Source organism: Streptomyces sp. AK02-01A, from assembly GCF_033795305.1.
Taxonomy (GTDB): domain Bacteria; phylum Actinomycetota; class Actinomycetes; order Streptomycetales; family Streptomycetaceae; genus Streptomyces.
Genome location: NZ_JARBAE010000016.1, coordinates 66904 through 84817, shown reverse-complemented (window position 1 = coordinate 84817; position 17914 = coordinate 66904). Strand labels below are relative to the sequence as shown.

The 17914-nt window shown below is 71.6% G+C and carries 14 protein-coding genes and 1 pseudogene; 10 read left to right on the top strand and 5 right to left on the bottom strand.

What is annotated here, in order from left to right:
* Window positions 1-145 precede the first annotated feature (145 nt).
* From PV679_RS17340 to PV679_RS17320, 5 genes and pseudogenes are all read left to right on the top strand, one after another.
* A pseudogene (locus tag PV679_RS17340) lies at window positions 146-361 on the top strand (cyclase); the annotation flags it as partial.
* Between the two features lie 473 nt (window positions 362-834).
* On the top strand, window positions 835-2103 hold the full coding sequence (locus tag PV679_RS17335) for a polyprenyl synthetase family protein (RefSeq protein ID WP_319681171.1): 1269 nt from the start codon (window positions 835-837) through the stop codon (window positions 2101-2103).
* 32 nt (window positions 2104-2135) lie between these two features.
* Complete coding sequence (locus PV679_RS17330; RefSeq protein WP_319681170.1) at window positions 2136-3665, top strand: phytoene desaturase; 1530 nt, start codon at window positions 2136-2138, stop codon at window positions 3663-3665.
* A complete protein-coding gene (locus tag PV679_RS17325) occupies window positions 3662-4669 on the top strand; it encodes a phytoene/squalene synthase family protein (protein ID WP_319681169.1) in 1008 nt (335 codons plus the stop codon). Before PV679_RS17330 ends, PV679_RS17325 begins: the two co-directional genes overlap by 4 nt.
* Window positions 4666-5661, top strand: coding sequence for a DUF5914 domain-containing protein (locus tag PV679_RS17320; RefSeq protein WP_319681168.1), 996 nt, complete (start codon window positions 4666-4668; stop codon window positions 5659-5661). Before PV679_RS17325 ends, PV679_RS17320 begins: the two co-directional genes overlap by 4 nt.
* Window positions 5662-5686: 25 nt before the next feature.
* Here the strand turns inward: PV679_RS17320 and PV679_RS17315 are convergent, their stop codons facing one another.
* Both PV679_RS17315 and PV679_RS17310 read right to left on the bottom strand, forming a co-directional pair.
* Window positions 5687-7300 carry an FAD-dependent oxidoreductase gene (locus tag PV679_RS17315; RefSeq protein WP_319681167.1) on the bottom strand — a complete coding sequence of 538 codons (1614 nt, stop codon included), beginning with the start codon at window positions 7298-7300 and terminating at the stop codon, window positions 5687-5689.
* Between the two features lie 79 nt (window positions 7301-7379).
* Window positions 7380-8570 (bottom strand): lycopene cyclase family protein, encoded by a 1191-nt coding sequence (locus tag PV679_RS17310; protein ID WP_319681166.1) that lies wholly within the window; start codon window positions 8568-8570, stop codon window positions 7380-7382.
* Between the two features lie 487 nt (window positions 8571-9057).
* Between PV679_RS17310 and PV679_RS17305 the strand changes: the two genes are divergently transcribed.
* From PV679_RS17305 to PV679_RS17285, 4 genes are all read left to right on the top strand, one after another.
* On the top strand, window positions 9058-11637 hold the full coding sequence (locus PV679_RS17305) for an ATP-dependent Clp protease ATP-binding subunit (protein WP_319681165.1): 2580 nt from the start codon (window positions 9058-9060) through the stop codon (window positions 11635-11637).
* Window positions 11638-11990: 353 nt separating this feature from the next.
* Complete coding sequence (locus PV679_RS17295; protein WP_319681164.1) at window positions 11991-12389, top strand: hypothetical protein; 399 nt, start codon at window positions 11991-11993, stop codon at window positions 12387-12389.
* Between the two features lie 84 nt (window positions 12390-12473).
* Entirely contained in the window at window positions 12474-13064 is a 591-nt protein-coding gene (locus PV679_RS17290) for a TetR/AcrR family transcriptional regulator (RefSeq protein WP_319681163.1), read from the top strand.
* Between the two features lie 102 nt (window positions 13065-13166).
* Complete coding sequence (locus tag PV679_RS17285) at window positions 13167-13766, top strand: GDSL-type esterase/lipase family protein (protein ID WP_319681162.1); 600 nt, start codon at window positions 13167-13169, stop codon at window positions 13764-13766.
* 74 nt (window positions 13767-13840) lie between these two features.
* Here PV679_RS17285 and PV679_RS17280 read toward each other — a convergent pair whose 3' ends face one another.
* Entirely contained in the window at window positions 13841-14530 is a 690-nt protein-coding gene (locus PV679_RS17280; RefSeq protein WP_319681161.1) for a TetR/AcrR family transcriptional regulator, read from the bottom strand.
* A 220-nt stretch (window positions 14531-14750) separates the two neighbouring features.
* Between PV679_RS17280 and PV679_RS17275 the strand changes: the two genes are divergently transcribed.
* On the top strand, window positions 14751-15728 hold the full coding sequence (locus PV679_RS17275; RefSeq protein WP_319681160.1) for a quinone oxidoreductase family protein: 978 nt from the start codon (window positions 14751-14753) through the stop codon (window positions 15726-15728).
* A 92-nt stretch (window positions 15729-15820) separates the two neighbouring features.
* On the opposite strand, the gene PV679_RS17270 is transcribed toward PV679_RS17275, so the two are convergent.
* On the bottom strand, window positions 15821-16642 hold the full coding sequence (locus PV679_RS17270) for an alpha/beta hydrolase (protein ID WP_319681159.1): 822 nt from the start codon (window positions 16640-16642) through the stop codon (window positions 15821-15823).
* A 214-nt stretch (window positions 16643-16856) separates the two neighbouring features.
* Window positions 16857-17888, bottom strand: a complete 1032-nt coding sequence (locus PV679_RS17265; protein ID WP_319681158.1) for a zinc-dependent alcohol dehydrogenase family protein — start codon at window positions 17886-17888, stop codon at window positions 16857-16859.
* Window positions 17889-17914: the final 26 nt, after the last annotated feature.

Sequence of the window (17914 nt, the reverse complement as noted above, 5' to 3'; positions counted from 1 at the left end):
GCCGGGCCGTACACCCATGGAGCGAAACGCCACATATCTCTCATTCACACCCTTCTCCTTCACACCCTAGAGAAGAGCGGCGGTGCGCACGCAGCGAGCCGGCGGCCGCACGACATCGCGGCTCCGCGAAGCCGCGGTTCCGGAAGCCGTCCACCAGGCCGGTGTCGTCACCTTCCACCGGCTGGATGACGTACACACCAAGATCATGCTGCAGCTCGACCACGACCCCAAGGGCGTGGCCGACACCGTCGGCGACAAGCTCGGCGTCGTACGCCGCCAGGCCAAGGGCGATCTCGAACGCTTCAAGAAGTTCATCGAGGCCCGTGGCAGCGAGACCGGCGCCTGGCGCGGCCAGGTCTGACCCGCGAAGGCGTACGGCGAAGGAAGCCGTGCGTACGTGTGACTCCGGCAACGTGCCCGGTGCCCGGTGCCTCGCCATCCACGGAGGCGGCCGGGCGCCGGGCGCGCCTCGTGCGGCGGATGATCCGGCCGCCTTACGGGGGAAGTTGACCGGGACCGGGACCTCCAGCCGGATGGAACCGCGGCCGCACAGGTGTCAAGCCGCGCCCGGCAAGGAAGTCGAGGTACGTCGGTAAATCGTGACGGAAGGGATGGAACGGTCTGGAAGACCCGTAGCCTGTAGCGGTCGACCGGGCCACGCGGCTTTGTGAGAGACCGGCAGGCACACCGATGAACGCGCCCCGCCGCCGTTCACGCGCGGCTCCGCCTCTCACCGACTCCGCATCGGCCCCACGGCAGCCGGTCCGGCAGCGCCGGGAAGCCGCACCAGCCGGACCGTACGGCCCAGCCGACCCCGCGAGGAGAGGAGACCAGATGCGCCCGACCGGGCTGGAGGAACTCGCGTCCACCGGACGCCGGCCCGACGCGCACCGTGGCCCCGAGCCGTCTCCGTGCGGCGCGGAAGCCGCCGGCCCGGCGCTCCTGGAGCCGGCCTCGTCACCGGACGGCGCGGGGCCGCACGCCTGCCGTCCCGAGGCCGTCGACACGGATGTCCCCGCCGCCGTCGGACGCGTACTCGGCCAGGTGCTGGACGACGCGCTCGCGGAATCCCGCGCGGCCGATCCCGCGTTCGCCCTCGACCTCGCCGAGCGTCTCGCACTCTTCACCCTCCAGGGAGGCAAGCGCATGCGGTCCCAGTTCCTGTGGTGGGGGCTGCGGGCCTGCGCGCCGGAGATGGACGCGACGGACGCGTACCGCGCCCTGCGGCTGGCAGCCGGGCTCGAACTGATCCAGACCTGCGCGCTGGTGCACGACGATGTGATGGACGGTTCCCTCGTCCGGCGCGGCAGACCCGCCGTGCACGCCGCTCTGGCCGAGCAGTACGGCGTCTTTCCCGCCTCCGACGCCGAGCACTTCGGCAAGGCGGCCGCCGTTCTCGTCGGTGACCTCGCCCTGGCGTGGGCGGACGATGTCGTCGCCGACACCGAGCTGCCCGTGGCCGGCCGCCGCCAGGTACGCGCGATCTGGCGGGCCATGCGGACCGAGATGGTGGCGGGCCAGTATCTCGATCTGCGCGGCCAGGTGACCCGGTCCCGTTCGACGTCGCAAGCCCTGCGGACCGCCTGTCTCAAGACCGCTCTCTATTCCGTGGAGCGCCCGCTGGCGCTGGGCGCCGCGCTGGCCGGTGCCGACGAGCACACCACCCTGGCCCTCCGTTCCGCGGGCCGCTGCGCGGGGATCGCCTTCCAGCTTCGTGACGACCTCCTCGGTGTGTTCGGCGCCCCGCACCGCACCGGCAAACCGTCCGGCGAGGACATCCGCGAGGGCAAGCTCACCTATCTGGTGAGCTTCGCGCGGGCACGCGCCGAGTCGAACGGTGACGCCGCGTCGCTGGCCGTCCTCGAAAACGCCCTCGGTGACGCCTCTCTCTCCGAAGAGGGCCTGGACCGGGTACGCCACGTCCTCGACGCGACCGGCGCGCGAGCGGTGGTGGAGAACAAGATCGACCGGCTGGTGACGCGCGCCACCCGCCATCTCGCCGCCGCCTCCGTCGAGCCGGTCGCGGGACGGCGGCTGCACGGTCTGCTGAGCGCGGTCGCCGGTGATCACGCGGCCCTCCTGAAGGACGGACCTTCCGTATGAGGACGCCGAGCACGATGAGGTCGCCGAGCAGGATGAAAACGCTGAAGGGGCCCACCGATCACGTCGTGGTGGTCGGCGCCGGGCTCGCGGGGCTCTCCGCCGCCCTGCATCTGCTCGGCGCGGGACGCCGGGTCACCGTCGTCGAGCGTGACGCCGGTCCCGGCGGCCGGGCGGGCCGCACCGTGCGGAACGGCTACCACATGGACACCGGACCGACCGTCCTGACCATGCCGGACCTGGCCGAGGAGGCGTTCGCCGCCGTCGGTGACACACTCCGTGGCCGCGTCGAGCTCTTACCGCTGCACCCCGCCTACCGGGCCCGGTTCGCGGACGGCTCCGCGATCGACGTGCACACCGGCGCGGCGGCGATGGAGGCGGAGGTCGAACGGCTGGCCGGCGCACGCGAGGCACTCGGCTACCGGCGGCTGCGTGCCTGGCTCGAAGAGCTGTACCGGGTCCAGATCCGCCGCTTCATCGACGCGAACTTCGACTCTCCGCTCCAGCTCCTCCATCCGGATCTGGCCCGCCTCGCCGCCCTCGGTGGTTTCGGCCGCCTCGACACCCGGATCGGCCGGTTCATCTCCGACGAACGGCTGCGCCGGGTGTTCTCCTTCCAGGCCCTGTACGCCGGGGTGCCACCTGCCCGCGCGCTCGCCGCGTACGCCGTCATCGCCTATATGGACACGGTCGCCGGAGTGTTCTTCCCGCGAGGCGGGATGTACGCGCTGCCGCGGGCCATGGCGGACGCGGCGGCCGATGCCGGGGCCGCTTTCCACTACGGCCAGAATGTCGTGCGGCTGGAGCGGGCCGGCGAGCGGATCACCGCCGTCGTCACCGACCAGGAGCGCCTTCCCTGCGACGCTGTGGTGCTCACTCCGGATCTGCCGGTCGCCTACCGGCTGCTCGGACACCGGCCGCGCCGCCCTCTGCGGCTGCGTCACTCGCCGTCCGCGGTGATCCTGCACGCGGGCACCGACCGCACCTGGCCCGGACTGGGCCATCACACCATCTCGTTCGGCTCCGCCTGGAAGTCCACCTTCCGCGAACTGACCCGTACCGGACGGCTGATGACCGATCCTTCGCTGCTCATCACCCGGCCCACGGCCACCGATCCCTCTCTCGCGCCTCCCGGCCGCCACCTGCACTACATCCTGGCGCCCTGTCCGAACACCGATATCGGTCCCGGCCGGCGGGACTGGCGGGAGCTCGCGCCCCGCTACCGCGACAGCCTGCTCACCGAACTCGAACGGCGAGGGCTCACCGGGATCGGCGCCGCGATCGAGGAGGAGTGTCTTGTCACACCGGCCGACTGGACGGCTCAGGGACACGCCGCCGGTACGCCGTTCTCCGCGGCGCACACCTTTCCGCAGACCGGTCCGTTCCGCCCGCGGAACCTGGTGCGCGGCACGGAGAACGCCGTACTCGCCGGATGCGGTACCACTCCGGGCGTCGGAGTTCCGACCGTACTGATCTCCGGCAAACTCGCGGCGGCCCGGGTCACCGGCCTCCGGCCGCCACGGCCCGCGCCGGCCCGCACCGCACCGGAAGGCACCCCGGCATGACCGACCGCGAACTCGACGCGGCGGGCATCACCGAGCCCGCGCTGCGCACCGCCTACGCCCACTGCCGCCGGCTCAACGCCCGGCACGGCAAGACGTACTTCCTCGCCACCAGGCTGCTGCCGGTGGAGCGGCGGCCGGCCGTGCACGCCCTGTACGGCTTCGCCCGGTGGGCCGACGACATCGTCGACGACCTGGCCGGCGGCGCGACCACGGCCGAACGGAGCGACGCGCTCGGCGAGTTGCAGCGGCGGCTGGACACGGGACTGCGTCTCGGTCGGAGCGCGGAGCCGGTGGTGCGGGCGCTCGCGCACACGGCGGCCGTCTATGCCATCGACCACCGGCACTTCGCCGACTTCATGACCGCCATGCGCAGCGACCTGGAGGTGACGGACTATCCGACCTACGAGGATCTGCGCCGTTACATGCACGGATCCGCGGCCGTGATCGGCCTCCAGATGCTGCCGGTGCTCGGCACCGTGAGTCCGCGGGAGGAAGCGGCTCCGCATGCGGCGGCCCTCGGCGTCGCGTTCCAGCTCACCAACTTCCTTCGGGATGTGGGTGAGGACCTCGACCGGGGCCGGGTCTATCTGCCGGCCGATCTGATCGCGGCGCACGGAGTCGACCGGGAGCTGCTCCGGTGGAGCAGGGCCACGGGAGCCCGCGATCCGCGTATCGTCGCCGCGCTGCGGGCCGCCGCCGATCTCACGCGAGGCGTCTACCGCGAGGCGCTGCCCGGCGTGGCGATACTGGATCCGCTGTCCCGGCCGTGCGTCCGTACCGCTTTCGTGCTGTACGGCGGCATCCTGCGGGCCGTCGAGGACGACGGATACTCCGTCCTGCACCGCCGCGCCGTGGTGCGGCGGCGGCGCCGGGCGGCGGTCGCGCTCGACGGCCTGGCCCGGGTGGCGGCGGCCCGGATCCGTGCGGCGTGTACGGCGGCGCCGGCGGCCCGGCCCGCGCCGTCATCCTCCGGCCGGGCGCGCGTACCGCGGGAGACGCGGTGACCGGCCGGGACGGGAGGCGGCTGCTGCGGCTGCGGCGCGGGGCCGTTGCCTGGGAGCGTCAGCGTCCCACCTGGCGCGAGGCCAGACCGGCGCTCATCGACGAGACGCTGAAGCGCGCTCTGGCCCGCCCTTCCGGCAACTGGTACGTGATCGGCTCCGCACGGGACGTCACGAGCCGTCGGCCGTTCGGCCGCACCGTCGCCGGAGTGGAGGTGGTGGCCTGGCGGAACAGCGCGGGCCGGGTCCTGGCCGGTCCTGGCGCCTGTCCACACCTCGGCGCGCCGCTCAAGGACAGCAGGGTGCGCTGCGGCACTCTCGTCTGCCACTGGCACGGACTGGCCCTGCGTGGTGGTCCGTTCGCCGGCTGGGAGCCCTTCCCGGCCCACGACGACGGAGTCCTGGTGTGGGTGCGCCTGGACCGGGCGGGCGGCGAGGCTCCGCTGGCGCGCCCGGTCGTGCCCGCCCGGCCGCGTCCGGCCGGAGCCGTGGATTCCGTCTTCACGGGCACGGGTGTCTGCGAACCGGACGATGTGATCGCCAACCGTCTCGATCCGTGGCACGGCGCGTGGTTCCATCCGTACTCCTTCGTCGATCTCGATGTCGTGAGCACTCCCGGTGACGGCGGCGAGGACGGTTTCGCCGTGGATGTCTCCTTCAAGGTGGCCGGCCGGCTGGTGGTGCCGGTCAGAGCCGTCTTCACGGCGCCGGAACCGCGCACGGTCGTCATGCGGATCACGGAGGGCGAGGGAGCCGGTTCGGTGGTGGAGACCCACGCGACGCCGCTCGGTCCCGACGCCGGAGGCAGGCCGCGCACCGCCGTCATCGAGGCGGTCGTCGCCTCTTCCGAACGCCGGGGATTCGCCGTCGCGCGCGCCACGGCGCCGCTGCTGCGGCCGCTGCTGCGCGCCGCCGCGGGACGCCTCTGGCAGGACGATCTCGCCTATGCCGAACGCCGGTGGGAGCTGCGCGCCACCGGCCGCTTTCCCGGCTGAACCGGCCGCGCCGGCGGCCTGCGGTTCACCGGGCCGTCGAGCGGCGCGCCGCCAGCCGCGCCAGACCGCGCAGCGCGGCCGAGCGGCCTTCGCCGGGAACCGTCCACAGTGTCTGGCCGCGTACGCCCCAGCGCTCCAGCAGCGCGTTGGCCGCGAGGAATCCCGTGGTCGCGGCACGCTCCATCAGCGCCACCGGCAGTTCCGTACGCACCAGGTCACCCGCCACCATCAGGGCCGGGTCCGGAGTACGCACCGTGGGCCGGCCGGTGAATCCGCCCACCGGGAAGAGCGGGCAGTCGGCGCGCCACTCGTGCCGTGCGTCGACGATGCGCGCGTCGCGGGTCTCCGGATAGAGGCGCCGCAGTTGAGCGACCAGACGCTCCTGTACGGTGTCGCGGCCGGCGGCCGGTCCGACGGCGTAGGCATGCAGTTCCACCACCGAGCCGCCGGTCCCGCGGGCCCAGCGGCCCGCCTCCCCTTCCCAGCGCTCCAGCACACTGACATTGTCCAGCGGCGCGAAGCCGCTGGTCCCGAGGAATCCCGGCCGGTCCGCGGCGACCGGCCGGTCCAGCCACAGCCGCGACACCAGGAACGGCGGCGCGGTGCGCAGCCGGGCGATCCGGGCCCGCCACCGCTCGTCGCCGAGTCGCGGCGAGGCCGCGACCACTCGCCGCAGTCCTTCGGTGTCCAGCGCCAGTACGACACCGTCATGGTGACGCGTCGTCCGGTCGCCGGCTGCGACGGTCAGACCGCCGCCGCTCGCGGGTGCGACGCCCTCCACCGGTGTGGCGGTGCGCAGTTCGGTGCCGTGGCTCTCCAGACGGCGGGCCAGCGGTTCCCACAGGGCCCGCGGGAACGGCTCGTCCGGCACATCGAAGAGCAGGCCCTCGCTGGAGCCGAGAAAGTAGATGTGGAACATCATCACGAGTTCGGCGGCGGAGAGTTCCCGGGGATCGGCGAAGAAGCTGCGCGAGAACACCTCGAACGCCAGATGGAGGGCCGCCTCGGGAAAGCGGATCTCCGCCAGGAAGTCCCAGGCGCTGCGTCCGTCGAGCCGCTCGTACACCTCCGGTACCCGTACGTCGAGCAGCGGGAGCGCGGCGGCCGGGTTCATCCTCAGCAGGTCCCGCCAGCCGAAGGCGGGGCTCAGCGCGACAAACCCGAGAGCGCTCCACGGCGGCGTGCGCGGCACGCGCGCGAAGCTGTCGTACATCCCACCGCTGTGCCGCAGCGGATAGTCGGGCAGTGCGGTGAGCATGCGCAGCCCGGGATCCACCCGGCGCAGCAGGGCCCGCAGGTTGTAGTACTGCCGGAAGAAGGCGTGAAAGCCCCGGCTCATGGTCGCCGACGAGCCGTCGGCGAGCTGGACGGGCCACCCGGCCAGCCGTCCGCCGAGGGTGGGTTCACGTTCGTAGACGGTGACCCGGACGCCGCGTTCCGCCAGCGCGGTGGCGGCGGCGAGGCCCGCGATGCCGCCGCCGATCACTCCCACGTCGGGCGCCGGTCCCATGACACGGGGCCGGCCGCCCGGCGGAACCACCCGCTGGGCCCGCCGGTCCCGGCCTCGCGCCGGTCCGCTCGTGTCCCGCGTGCGGTGGCCGAACGTCTCGGCCGGTTCGTCGTCGCGCGGCAAGGTCATCTGCTTCGTTCCTTCCTGGTCGGACGGTACGGCGACGGGCCGCGCCGCGACCGGCGTCGCCGGGACGGGCGCGCGTCCGTCACCGAGGAGCCGGGCGGCGGCGCAGGCGGGGCAGTTCGGCGACGGTGCGCAGCATGGGCACCACCGGGGTGCGCAGGCCGATCAGGAGGTCTTCCGCCATCCGGGAGCGGCCGTCGAGGAAGCGCAGCAGGCGCTTCGTCGGTACGTCGCGGAACAGTCCGGTGAAGAATTCCGCGCCGTCGATCCGGCCGCTGTCCAGGGCCCGGAGCAGCACGGCGTCCATGGCCCGGGAGCGTGCCCGGTGCGGAGGCGGCGGCCTGGGCGTGCGGCCCGCCAGGAGGTCGGCCGCCAGCGCCCGGGTCTGCCGCTGCACGGCGGCGAATGTATAGCCAGTGGCGGGACGGGTCGCGCCACCGGCCGCGCCGACGCGGAACACCGAACGGCCCGCACGGCGCGGGAAGCGGGCGTCCGTCATCGGGATGACGCCTTGCTCGCGAGCCGTGATCCGCGGTTCGCCCAGACCCAGGACGTCCCTGGTGTAGTGGCGCAGCGCCTGGTCGTATCCGGCGTTGTCGAGGACCTCGCGGGAGAATTCCGTGTACTCGACGAGCGCTTCGTGCGGGCTCAGTGGCAGGACATAGCCGAAGGAGAGTCCATGCGCGGGCTGGGTCGTGCGGAAGTCCATCAGATCCGCGACGCGTGGGTCGAAGGCCGGGTGGCCGGTGTGCACGAACCAGCCCCTGAAGTGCTGGAGCAGCGTGGTGCGGGCCGGTGGGAGGCGAGCGGGCGGCCGGGAGTCGAAGGCCCAGCGCGCCCGCAGAGCGATACGGCGTCCGGCCGCGTCGCGCGCGGACACCTCGGCGCCGGCGGGCACATCGCGTACGGACTCCACCACGGCCTCGACACGGCGGCATCCGCCGGGCCCGGCCAGCCGCTCGCCGACGAGCCGCTCGAAGGCGTCCGAGCGGAGCATCTTGTACCGCAGCGGCGCCGTGCGTCCCACCGTCGCGGTCCCGTCGCGTCCGCGCACCCGCAGAGACGACCAGGAGGCGGCGAGCACGGAGTCGTACTCCCCGTCGGCCTCTTCCCAGTAGCACCAGGTGCGCCGGGACGGCCTCAGCGGGCCCTGAGGCGCGTCGACGAGGATCACCGACGGCCGGCGGCCGGGGTGCGACGGTCCGCAGAGCCGGTACGCGAGCGACAGTCCGGCCGCGCCGGCACCAACGATGACGATGTCCGCGTCCGGCACCGTGTCTCCTTCCCCGCGCCGTGCTGTCCGGCACGTGGCACGGCCGGCCGGGACACGTGCCGCTGAAGTCCCGCCCGGCCCGCGACACCTCCGGGCGGACGGCGCTACGTTCGCCACGCGCCCCGGACGCCGATCCTCGCTCAGCTCCCCCGTTCACGACGGCGTGCGACACGCGCGCCCCGGGAGGCGCCGGCGAAAGCCGGGCCGCTCCGGTCTCCGGCGGCCGTCGCCGACGGCGCTCCGGAATCTCCTGACCGGCTCCCCGACATGTCCCTTTGGGCACGATGTGTAACGTAAAGAGAGGGTAGGTGCGGACCCGGGCCGCCACTCGCTCGGCCGTACCGGCACAAGGCTCCGGAAGGGCCGGCCGCGCGCCGCCCATGGCCGGTGTCCGGTCGGGCGAGCCGGTACGGGTACCGGCGCGGGTGTGCTGTGACCCCGACAACACAGTTGTCGCGGCGCCGCCGTGGCAGCGGAACGGACACTCATGAGCAACGGATCCACGGGCTCCGAGGGACGGCGCCCGGACTCGTTCGGCGACTTCCTCGCCCGCTTCCTGAGCAACGACGCGGAGCCTCCCGGCGGGGTGCGGCCCGTTCCACAGCAGGCGGACATCGCCCGGCTGATGAGCGAGCCCGCCCGCGAGATGATCGCCGCCGCGGCCTCGTACGCCGCCAACCACGGAAGCGCGGAACTCGGCACCGAACATCTGCTGCGGGCGGCCCTCGCGGCCGAACCGACACGCGGCCTCGTGGAGCGGGCCGGCGCGGACCCGGACGCGCTGGCGGCCGACATCGACCGCAGCGTCGGCACAGGACCGCTGCAGAAGGCCGTCGCCGTCACTCCGGCGGTCAAGCGGGCCCTGCTCGGCGCGCATGAACTGGCCCGGGCCGCCGGCTCCTCGTACATCGGCCCCGAGCACGTTCTCGGAGCGCTCGCGGCCAACCCCGACTCGGCCGCCGGACGCATCCTGAATGTGATGCGCTTCGAACCGCCCCCGGCCCCGTGGGGCGCCGTGGGATCGCAGGCCACCGCGACGGAGCCGGGAGCCGCGCCGCCGCACGACACGCCGACTCTCGACAAGTACAGCCGCGACCTGACCGATCTCGCCCGGGCCGGCCGTATCGACCCGGTCATCGGCCGCGAGGAACAGATCGAGCAGACGATCGAGGTGCTCTCACGGCGGGGCAAGAACAATCCCGTGCTGCTCGGTGACGCCGGGGTCGGGAAAACCGCGATCGTCGAAGGGCTCGCCCAGCGCATCTCCGAGGGAGAGGCGCCGGACACGCTGCTCGGCCGGCGTGTCGTCGCACTGGACCTGGCCGGCGTCGTCGCCGGCACCCGCTATCGCGGTGATTTCGAGGAGCGGCTGAACAGCATCATCGAGGAGATACGCACGCACTGCGACACGCTCATCGTGTTCATCGACGAGCTGCACACCGTGGTCGGCGCCGGCGGAGGCGGCGGCTCCGAGGGAGGCGGCTCGCTTGAGGCGAGCAATATGCTCAAGCCCGCGCTGGCCCGCGGCGAGCTGCATGTCATCGGTGCCACCACGCTGGAGGAGTACCGGCGCAACATCGAGAAGGACGCCGCGCTGGCCCGCCGCTTCCAGCCCATCCTCGTCCCGGAGCCCACTCCCGCCGACGCGGCGCTGATCCTGCGCGGGCTGCGGGACCGCTACGAGGCCCACCATCAGGTCCGCTACACGAATGAGGCGCTCCTCGCGGCCGTCGAACTGTCGGACCGCTATATCTCCGACCGTTTCCTGCCCGACAAGGCGATCGATCTGATCGACCAGGCCGGAGCCCGCGTCCGGCTGCGCTCGGGAACGAAGACCACCGACATCCGGGAGCTGGAGCGCGAGGCCGAGCGGCTCGCCAGGGACAAGGACCAGGCGGTCGCCTCTGAGCGGTACGAGCGGGCCACCGAGCTGCGGGACCGGATCAGTGAGCTCAGCAGGCGGATCGGAGCCGAGGACGGGGAGCGGCCGGGCGACGGCAGGATCATCGAGGTCACCGCCGAGGACATCGCCGAAGTGGTGTCACGGCAGACCGGCATACCGGTCAGCAGCCTGACCGAGGAGGAGAAGAGCCGGCTGCTGGGTCTTGAGAAGCATCTCCACGGCCGCGTCGTCGGACAGGACGACGCCGTGACGGCCGTCTCGGAGGCGGTCCTGCGCTCCCGGGCCGGGCTCGCCGACCCGAGCCGTCCGATCGGCAGCTTCCTCTTCCTCGGACCGACCGGCGTGGGCAAGACGGAGCTGGCCCGGGCACTCGCCGAGGCGCTGTTCGGCAGCGAGGACCGCATGGTGCGTCTCGACATGAGTGAGTACCAGGAGCGGCACACCGTCAGCCGGCTGGTCGGCGCGCCGCCGGGATACGTCGGTCACGAAGGAGCGGGCCAGCTCACCGAGGCGGTACGCCGCCATCCGTACGCGCTGCTGCTGCTCGACGAGGTGGAGAAGGCGCATCCCGATGTCTTCAACCTGCTTCTCCAGGTGCTCGACGACGGTCATCTGACGGACTCTCAGGGCCGTAAGGTCGACTTCAAGAACACCGTTGTCGTGATGACGAGCAATCTGGGTTCCGACGCTCTCGGCGGAGGCCGTGGCGTGCTGGGCTTCGCTTCCGCGGAGGCCGGGACCGGGACCGGAGCCGACACCGCCGCCGAGGAGCGGGCGCTGAGCACACTGCGCGAACATTTCCGTCCGGAATTCCTGAACCGCCTCGACGAGGTCGTCGTCTTCCGGCGGCTCACCGGGGACCAGCTTCGCCAGATCACCGAGCTGCTCCTCGAAGCGACCCGCCGCAGGCTCCGCGCCCAGGACGTCTCCATCGAGTTCACACCGGAGGCCATCGACTGGCTCACCCAGCGCGGACACCAGCCGGAGTACGGCGCCAGGCCGCTGCGCCGCACCATTCAGCGCGAGGTCGACAACCCGCTCTCCCGGCTGCTGCTCGACGGCGCGCTGTCCGCCGGCGACCGGGTACGGGTGGAGGTGGCGGACGGCGCGCTCGCGTTCCGCACCCGGCGGGCGGCGGAGACGGCCCCGTCGGACGGCGCCTGAGCGGTGTCCGGCCGAACCGGCGGCAGAGTGCGCGAGGGCTGATGCCCCGGCGGAAGGACCTGAGCCTGGCCCGGCCGGGCGAGGGACACCTCGACGCGACGGCGATTCTTCACGAGCTGAACGGCCCTCGGCCCGAACCGGGCGAGCGCTGGGGCGTGTGGGCCGCGCGGCCTCCGGGGCCCGGACTCACCACGGAGCCGGAGCGGCTTCCGGGCTCCTCACGGGCTGGGCGCCTTTCTCCACCTGGTTGCCCGGGAGAACGCTCTCCGGCCCGCGCCCGTCAAGTGATTTGCTTACAATTGTCCATGTATATCCACGCACAACACGCGTGAACGGACAGGAAGGCCCTGCTGATGTCGAAGAAGCGCAGCCAGCCCTCGCACGGTGAAGGCCCGAGCCGGTTCGAAGGACGCGACCAGCACGGGTGGGCACCGGACGTGGACGAGACCAGCCAGCAGCCCAACCCCAGCGCACACCGTTCGTTCGATCCCGACAAGCACGCTCCGGAGCCGGACGCCGGCCGCGCCGCCACCGACGAGGACAAGAAGAAATCGACCGCCGGCACTCCGATGGGAAGCACATCGCGACGCGGCGAGGAACAGGCCGGGAAGTCCAAGGGCGAAGGCATGCACGACACGGGCCGCAAGGGCCGGACGCAGCGCCCGAGCGGCAGCAAGGACGCCTCCGCCTTCTCAGGAGTGGACCCTCAGGATCCCTCGTCGAAGAAGTCCGGAAAGCGATCCGGCCACTGAGCCCGGTCGTTGAGGCACCTGAAGTGCGGAACCGATGGGATCCTTGCAGCCCATAGGGGACGGAACGTTCTGTACCATCGAGGCATGACCAGGACGCCATCCGCCTCAAAAGCTCCCGTGCGGCCGTCGGAGGCACGTGCGCGTTTGCTGTCCACCGCGGCCCGGCTGTTCTACAGCGAGGGAATCCGCTCGGTGGGTGTCGACCGGGTGATCGCGGAGGCCGAGGTCACCCGAGGGACTTTCTACCGCCACTTTCCAGGCAAAGAGGACTTGGTGCGGTCTTATCTGGAGGCCACCGACCAGTCCATCCGCGAACGTTTCGCCGCCGCCGCCCGGCTGGCGGCCGACTCCTCGGAGCTGCTGCGCCTCCTGGTGGACGGCATCGGCCAGGAGTTGTGCGGCCCGGGATTTCGCGGCTGCCCGTTCATCAACGCGGCGGCGGAGTACGGAGATCCGGACAATCCGGTTCATCAGGCCGTCCTCACGCATCGCGCCTGGTTCCACGAGACTCTCACCGAGGCATTCCGGGACGGCGGCAGTCCCGACCCCGAGCGGGCCGCCGATCTCATGGTCGCGCTGCGCGACGGCGCCATGGTGGCCGGCTACCTCGGCGATCCGGAGGCGGCCCGCCGTACCCTCGCTCATGGCACCGAGACACTGATCGCGGCTCACTGACGGCGCCGGCCCGGCCGGCCGACTGAGCCTCCGGTCGAGCGCTCCTTTCGCGGTTCGTTTGGCGATCCGGACACAGTCCGCAGCCGTGCGAAGATCGCTCTCATGACTGGTGACCTGCGCATGTGCTTCATCGGCGACTCCTTTGTCGCCGGCGTCGGCGATCCTCTCTGCCTCGGCTGGGCAGGACGGCTGGCCGCGCAGGCGTTCACCGACGGACAGCCGCTCACTTCCTACAACCTCGGTGTGCGGCGCCAGACTTCCTCCGACATCCTCGCCCGCTGGCAGCACGAATGCGACCAGCGGTTGCGGGATGGCGCCGACCTGCGGCTTGTGCTGTCATTCGGCGTCAACGACACCACCCACGAGGACGGCCGTACGCGCGTGGCACCCGATGAGTCGACGGCCAATCTCGCCGAGATGCTCGGCCGGGCGGCCGACCGGGGATGGCCCGTCCTGATGGTCGCCCCGCCACCCGTCGACGACACCGAACACAACGCCCGCACCGCACTGCTCGACGAGCGGTTCGCCCGTGTCTGCCGTGACGCATCCGTGCCGTACGTGCCCGTCCACCGGCCGCTGCTCGACAGCGCCGCATGGATGCGCGAGGTACGCGCCGGCGACGGCGCGCATCCGGGCGCGGGCGGCTACGACGAGATCGCGGCCCTCATCGCACCTCATTGGCGGGACTGGCTGTCCGCGTGACCGCCGCCATGTCACCGCGCCGCGACGCCGCGTGATCCTCTCGATGACCCGTCGGACAGCAGCCTGGAGTCGGCTCAGGCTTCTCGCTCGGCCGTCTCCAGGGCGCTCCTGTCGCCGGTCAGGCCGTCACAGAGCGCGGTGAGGAGGCGGGTGAGCGCGGGTTCGAAGTCGATGCCGATGTGCGCCATGGCCGGTTCTTCCCGGTACAGGCGAGTGAGGATGTCTCCCGGGTGGCCGGCCTGCCACAGGGAGGCGGCCAGAGCGATGGTGCCGGTGATCAGCTCCCGGGCGGCGGCACCGTCGAGGGCGCTCGCGGCGGCGACGGCGTCGGTGAGGACCGCCACGGCATCGCCGGCCGAGTACTTGAAGGCGCGGACGCGTTCGTAACTCACCTCGCGTTCAAGGCTGAGCGTGACATGTGTGAGCAGGTCGCAGAAGAGCGGACGCTCGGCGAAGGTGGCGACCAGAGTACGGGCCAGTTCCACCGAGGTCAGACCGGCGCGGCCCGTGAACCGCGCGACGACGGCCCGTGACCAAGCGTTGTATCCCTCCTCGGCGAGGTTGAGCAGGATCTCCTCGCGGGACGCGTAGTACCGGCGTACGGCCGAGACATGGACGCCCGCGTGCTGGGCGATAGCGGTGAGAGTGACTCCCCGCACTCCCTCGCGGGCGGCGAGAGTGCGGGCCGCCTCCATGAGGTCGGCGGCCCGCTGCGCCTTGTGCTCGGGAGAGTAGGCGCGCTGGAAGCCGGGTCGATCAGTCATGTCCCACACGGTAAACGCAACCGAGCCACCTGGCTGAGGCCGGACACCTGACCACTAACGCAATGCCCTTGCGTTGACTACGCAAAGGCGTTGCGTTATGTTTCCGGTGTCGCCCGGACGGAGAGCGCGAGAAATGACTCTCGTACGGGACGACGGCCGCCCGGGCGCCATATGCGCCCGCCGCGACGGCGAAACGAACCGACACAGTACGGAGTGCACGATGCGTGCGATCACCATCAACGAGTTCGGCGGACCGCGGGTCCTGACCGAAGTCGAGTTGCCCGATCCCCGGCCCGGTCCGGGACAGCTCACCATCAACACCACGCACGCCGCGGTGGGGCTGGTCGACGTGTTCTTCCGCCGCGGTGACCTCGCCGGACGGCCCGATCTGCCGCAGCCGCCTTTTGTGCCCGGCCTCGAAGCCGCCGGAACCGTGCGTGAACTGGGCCCGGGAGTGACCGGCTTCAAGGTCGGCGAGCCCGTCGTCACACTGTCGCAGGTAAGCCTGGGCGGTTACGCCTCGGTGACTCTCGCCCAGGCCGCCATGACCGTCTCACTCAAGGACGGCGGCATAGACCCCGCGCAGGCCGTTTCGGCGCTGCCGAATGCCACCACCGCCTATCTGGCGCTCACTCGGGTGGCGCACCTTCAGGAGGGAGAGAGTGTGCTGGTGCACGGAGTGGCCGGCGGGCTGGCCGCCACCTTCGTCGCGGTCGCCCGTTCGCTGGGCGCCTCCCGCGTCACCGGCACCGTCTCCTCGCAGGCCCGGATCAAGGACACCGAACACCTGGGTCTGGACGAGGTTTTCACCAGTGACCGGTTGGTGAAAGAGCTGGACGGCCGGCTGGTCGACATCGTGGTCGACCCGGTCGGCGGCGATCTGCGCACCGCCAGCCTGGATGTGCTGGCGCCGCTCGGCCGTATCCTCCTGGTCGGCCACGCCGCCCGCACCCCGGACTCCCCGGTCACCGGCGACGAGCTGTGGCACAGGAGCGCGGGCATGCTCGGCTTCGAGGTCGGCAGCATCCTGCGCGACAATCCGGCCTCCGCCCGACCCGCCGCCGAGAAGGTCGTCGGCCTCCTCACGAGCGGCGAACTGACCTTGCGGGTCGACGAACTCCCTCTCGCCGAGGCCGCGGAGGCACACCGCCGGCTGGAAGCACGCGAGGTCCCCGGACGCCTTGTCCTCACCATCTGACCGGCCGCACCACCCGGACCGCCGGACCGGAACACCGGTACGGCTCCGGCGTGGTGGAGCGGGCGGCGAAAGGGCGCAGCCGAGGGATTGGTTCAAGACCGGGCGGGAGTCCGGCTGACGGCCCAGTCGAGAATGCAGTCGGCCACTTCTTCCCAGCCGTCCTGTCCGACGGTGTAGTGGGAACGCCCCGGAAATTCCTTGTAGTCGGTGATCGCGCCGGACTTGCGATAGAGCCGGACGTTGGCCTTGTTCACTCGCGGCGGGACGACATGGTCGGCCCCTCCGGCGATGAACAGCAGCGGCGCGCGGTCATTGTTGCGGTAGTTGACGCGAGTGGCCGCACGCGGATTGAAGTTGGCGAACGCGGCCTGGAAGAGGACGCGCGCGGTGCCGGGAACGTGGTAGCGGTTGTAGACGGCCTCGGAAGCCCGCGCGCTCAGGGTGTTGGTGAAGGCGTACTGGAACTGACGATGCGTCAGTCCTATCGCTTTGTTCTTGTTGGCGGGATTGCCCAGCACGGGCCACGCGGTTCTCAGTGTGGACAGCGGAAGTGGCAGTACGCCTTTGACCGGGCCGGAGTCGATGGCGATACCGGCACGGCCCAGCCCGCGGTCGAGCAGGATCTGCACCATCACGCCGCCGAAGGAGTGACCGACGAGGATCGGCGGTTCCTCCAGGTCGCGGATGATGCGCTCGTAGTGGTCGGCGATCTCGCGCACTCCGACGCCGGCCAGTGCGGACGGGTCGCGCCTGATCTCTTCGACCTCGCCCACCAATCCGGGCCAGGCCGGAGCGAGCACCCGGTAGCCCTGAGCCGTGTAGTGGTCGACCCACCGCTCCCAACTGCGCGGAGTCATCCACAGGCCATGGATGAGAACGATCGTGCCGGCGTTCGGCACCTCAGTAGCGGACATCAGAACCCCAAGGAGAGAGATAGAACGTTCTGTCCCCCAGGACATTAACGACGCCACCGGCAGAGGTCAAGGGAGAGAAGGACCGTTCTGTTCGCCCGCCCTGAAGTCCCGAGTCGGCCGGACGCGCGGCCGACTGCCGCCAAGGGCTGTCCCGTAATCCGGGCTGGATCAGCGAGTACGCCGATGGTTCAGGCACCACACCGGTGGATCAAGGTCAGGACGGTACGAGCACCGCCGCCCCGTTGACCCGGTCGCCCGCCAGGTCCGCGAGTGCCTGGTCCGCTCGGCTCAGCGGATACGGACTGGTGGTGACCCGGATGCCGATGCGCTCGGCCAGCGCCAGGAAGTCCCGGCCGTCCTGGCGGGTGTTGGAGGTGACGCTGCGCAGATTCCGCTCCTGGAAGAGATGGCGCTGGTAGTTCAGTACGGGAATGTCGGAAAGATGGATACCGGCGACAGCGAGGGTGCCCGATCTGTCGAGCGCCTCCAGCGCCACCGGCACCAGCTCTCCCACGGGAGCGAAGAGGATCGCCGAGTCCAGGGGTTCCGGCGGCTTGTCCTGAGCGCTGCCGACCGACGAAGCGCCGAGTTCCAGGGCGAGTTCACGCGCCTGCTCCGACCGGGTCAGCACATGAACGGTGGCGCCCTCGGCCAGCGCCACCTGAGCCGCCAGATGGGCCGACGCGCCGAAGCCGTAGATTCCGAGCCGGCCGCCCGTCGGAAGCGCGCTGCGGCGCAAAGCCCGGTAGCCGATGATGCCCGCACACAGCAGCGGCGCGAGCAGCACCGGATCCCGCTCGTCCGGCAGCCGGTAGGCGAAGGACTCGGGAACCACGGTCAGGTCCGCGAAGCCGCCGTCGGCGTCCCAGCCGGTGTATGTGGACCACGGGCAGAGGTTCTCGCGTCCGGCCCGGCAGTACCGGCAGGTCCCGCAGGTGCCGCGCAGCCACGCGCCACCGGCTCGGTCGCCGGTACGGAACTGGATCACGCCGTCCCCGACGGCGACCACCCGGCCGACGATCTCATGCCCGGGAATGACCGACGGGTGGTGCGGGTCGAGGTCACCCTCGGCCAGATGCAGGTCCGTACGGCAGACACCGCAGGCTTCCACCCGCAGCAACAGGTCTCCCGGGCCCAGGTCCGGCACCGGTCGGCGAGTGCGCGTCAGAGGCCCGGTGCCGATCGGTCCGGGCGCCTCCACGGCCCAGCCGTGCAGCGTCTCTCCGGCGGAAGCGGGAAAAGCCATACCTCCAGCCTGCGACCGGCGGGCAG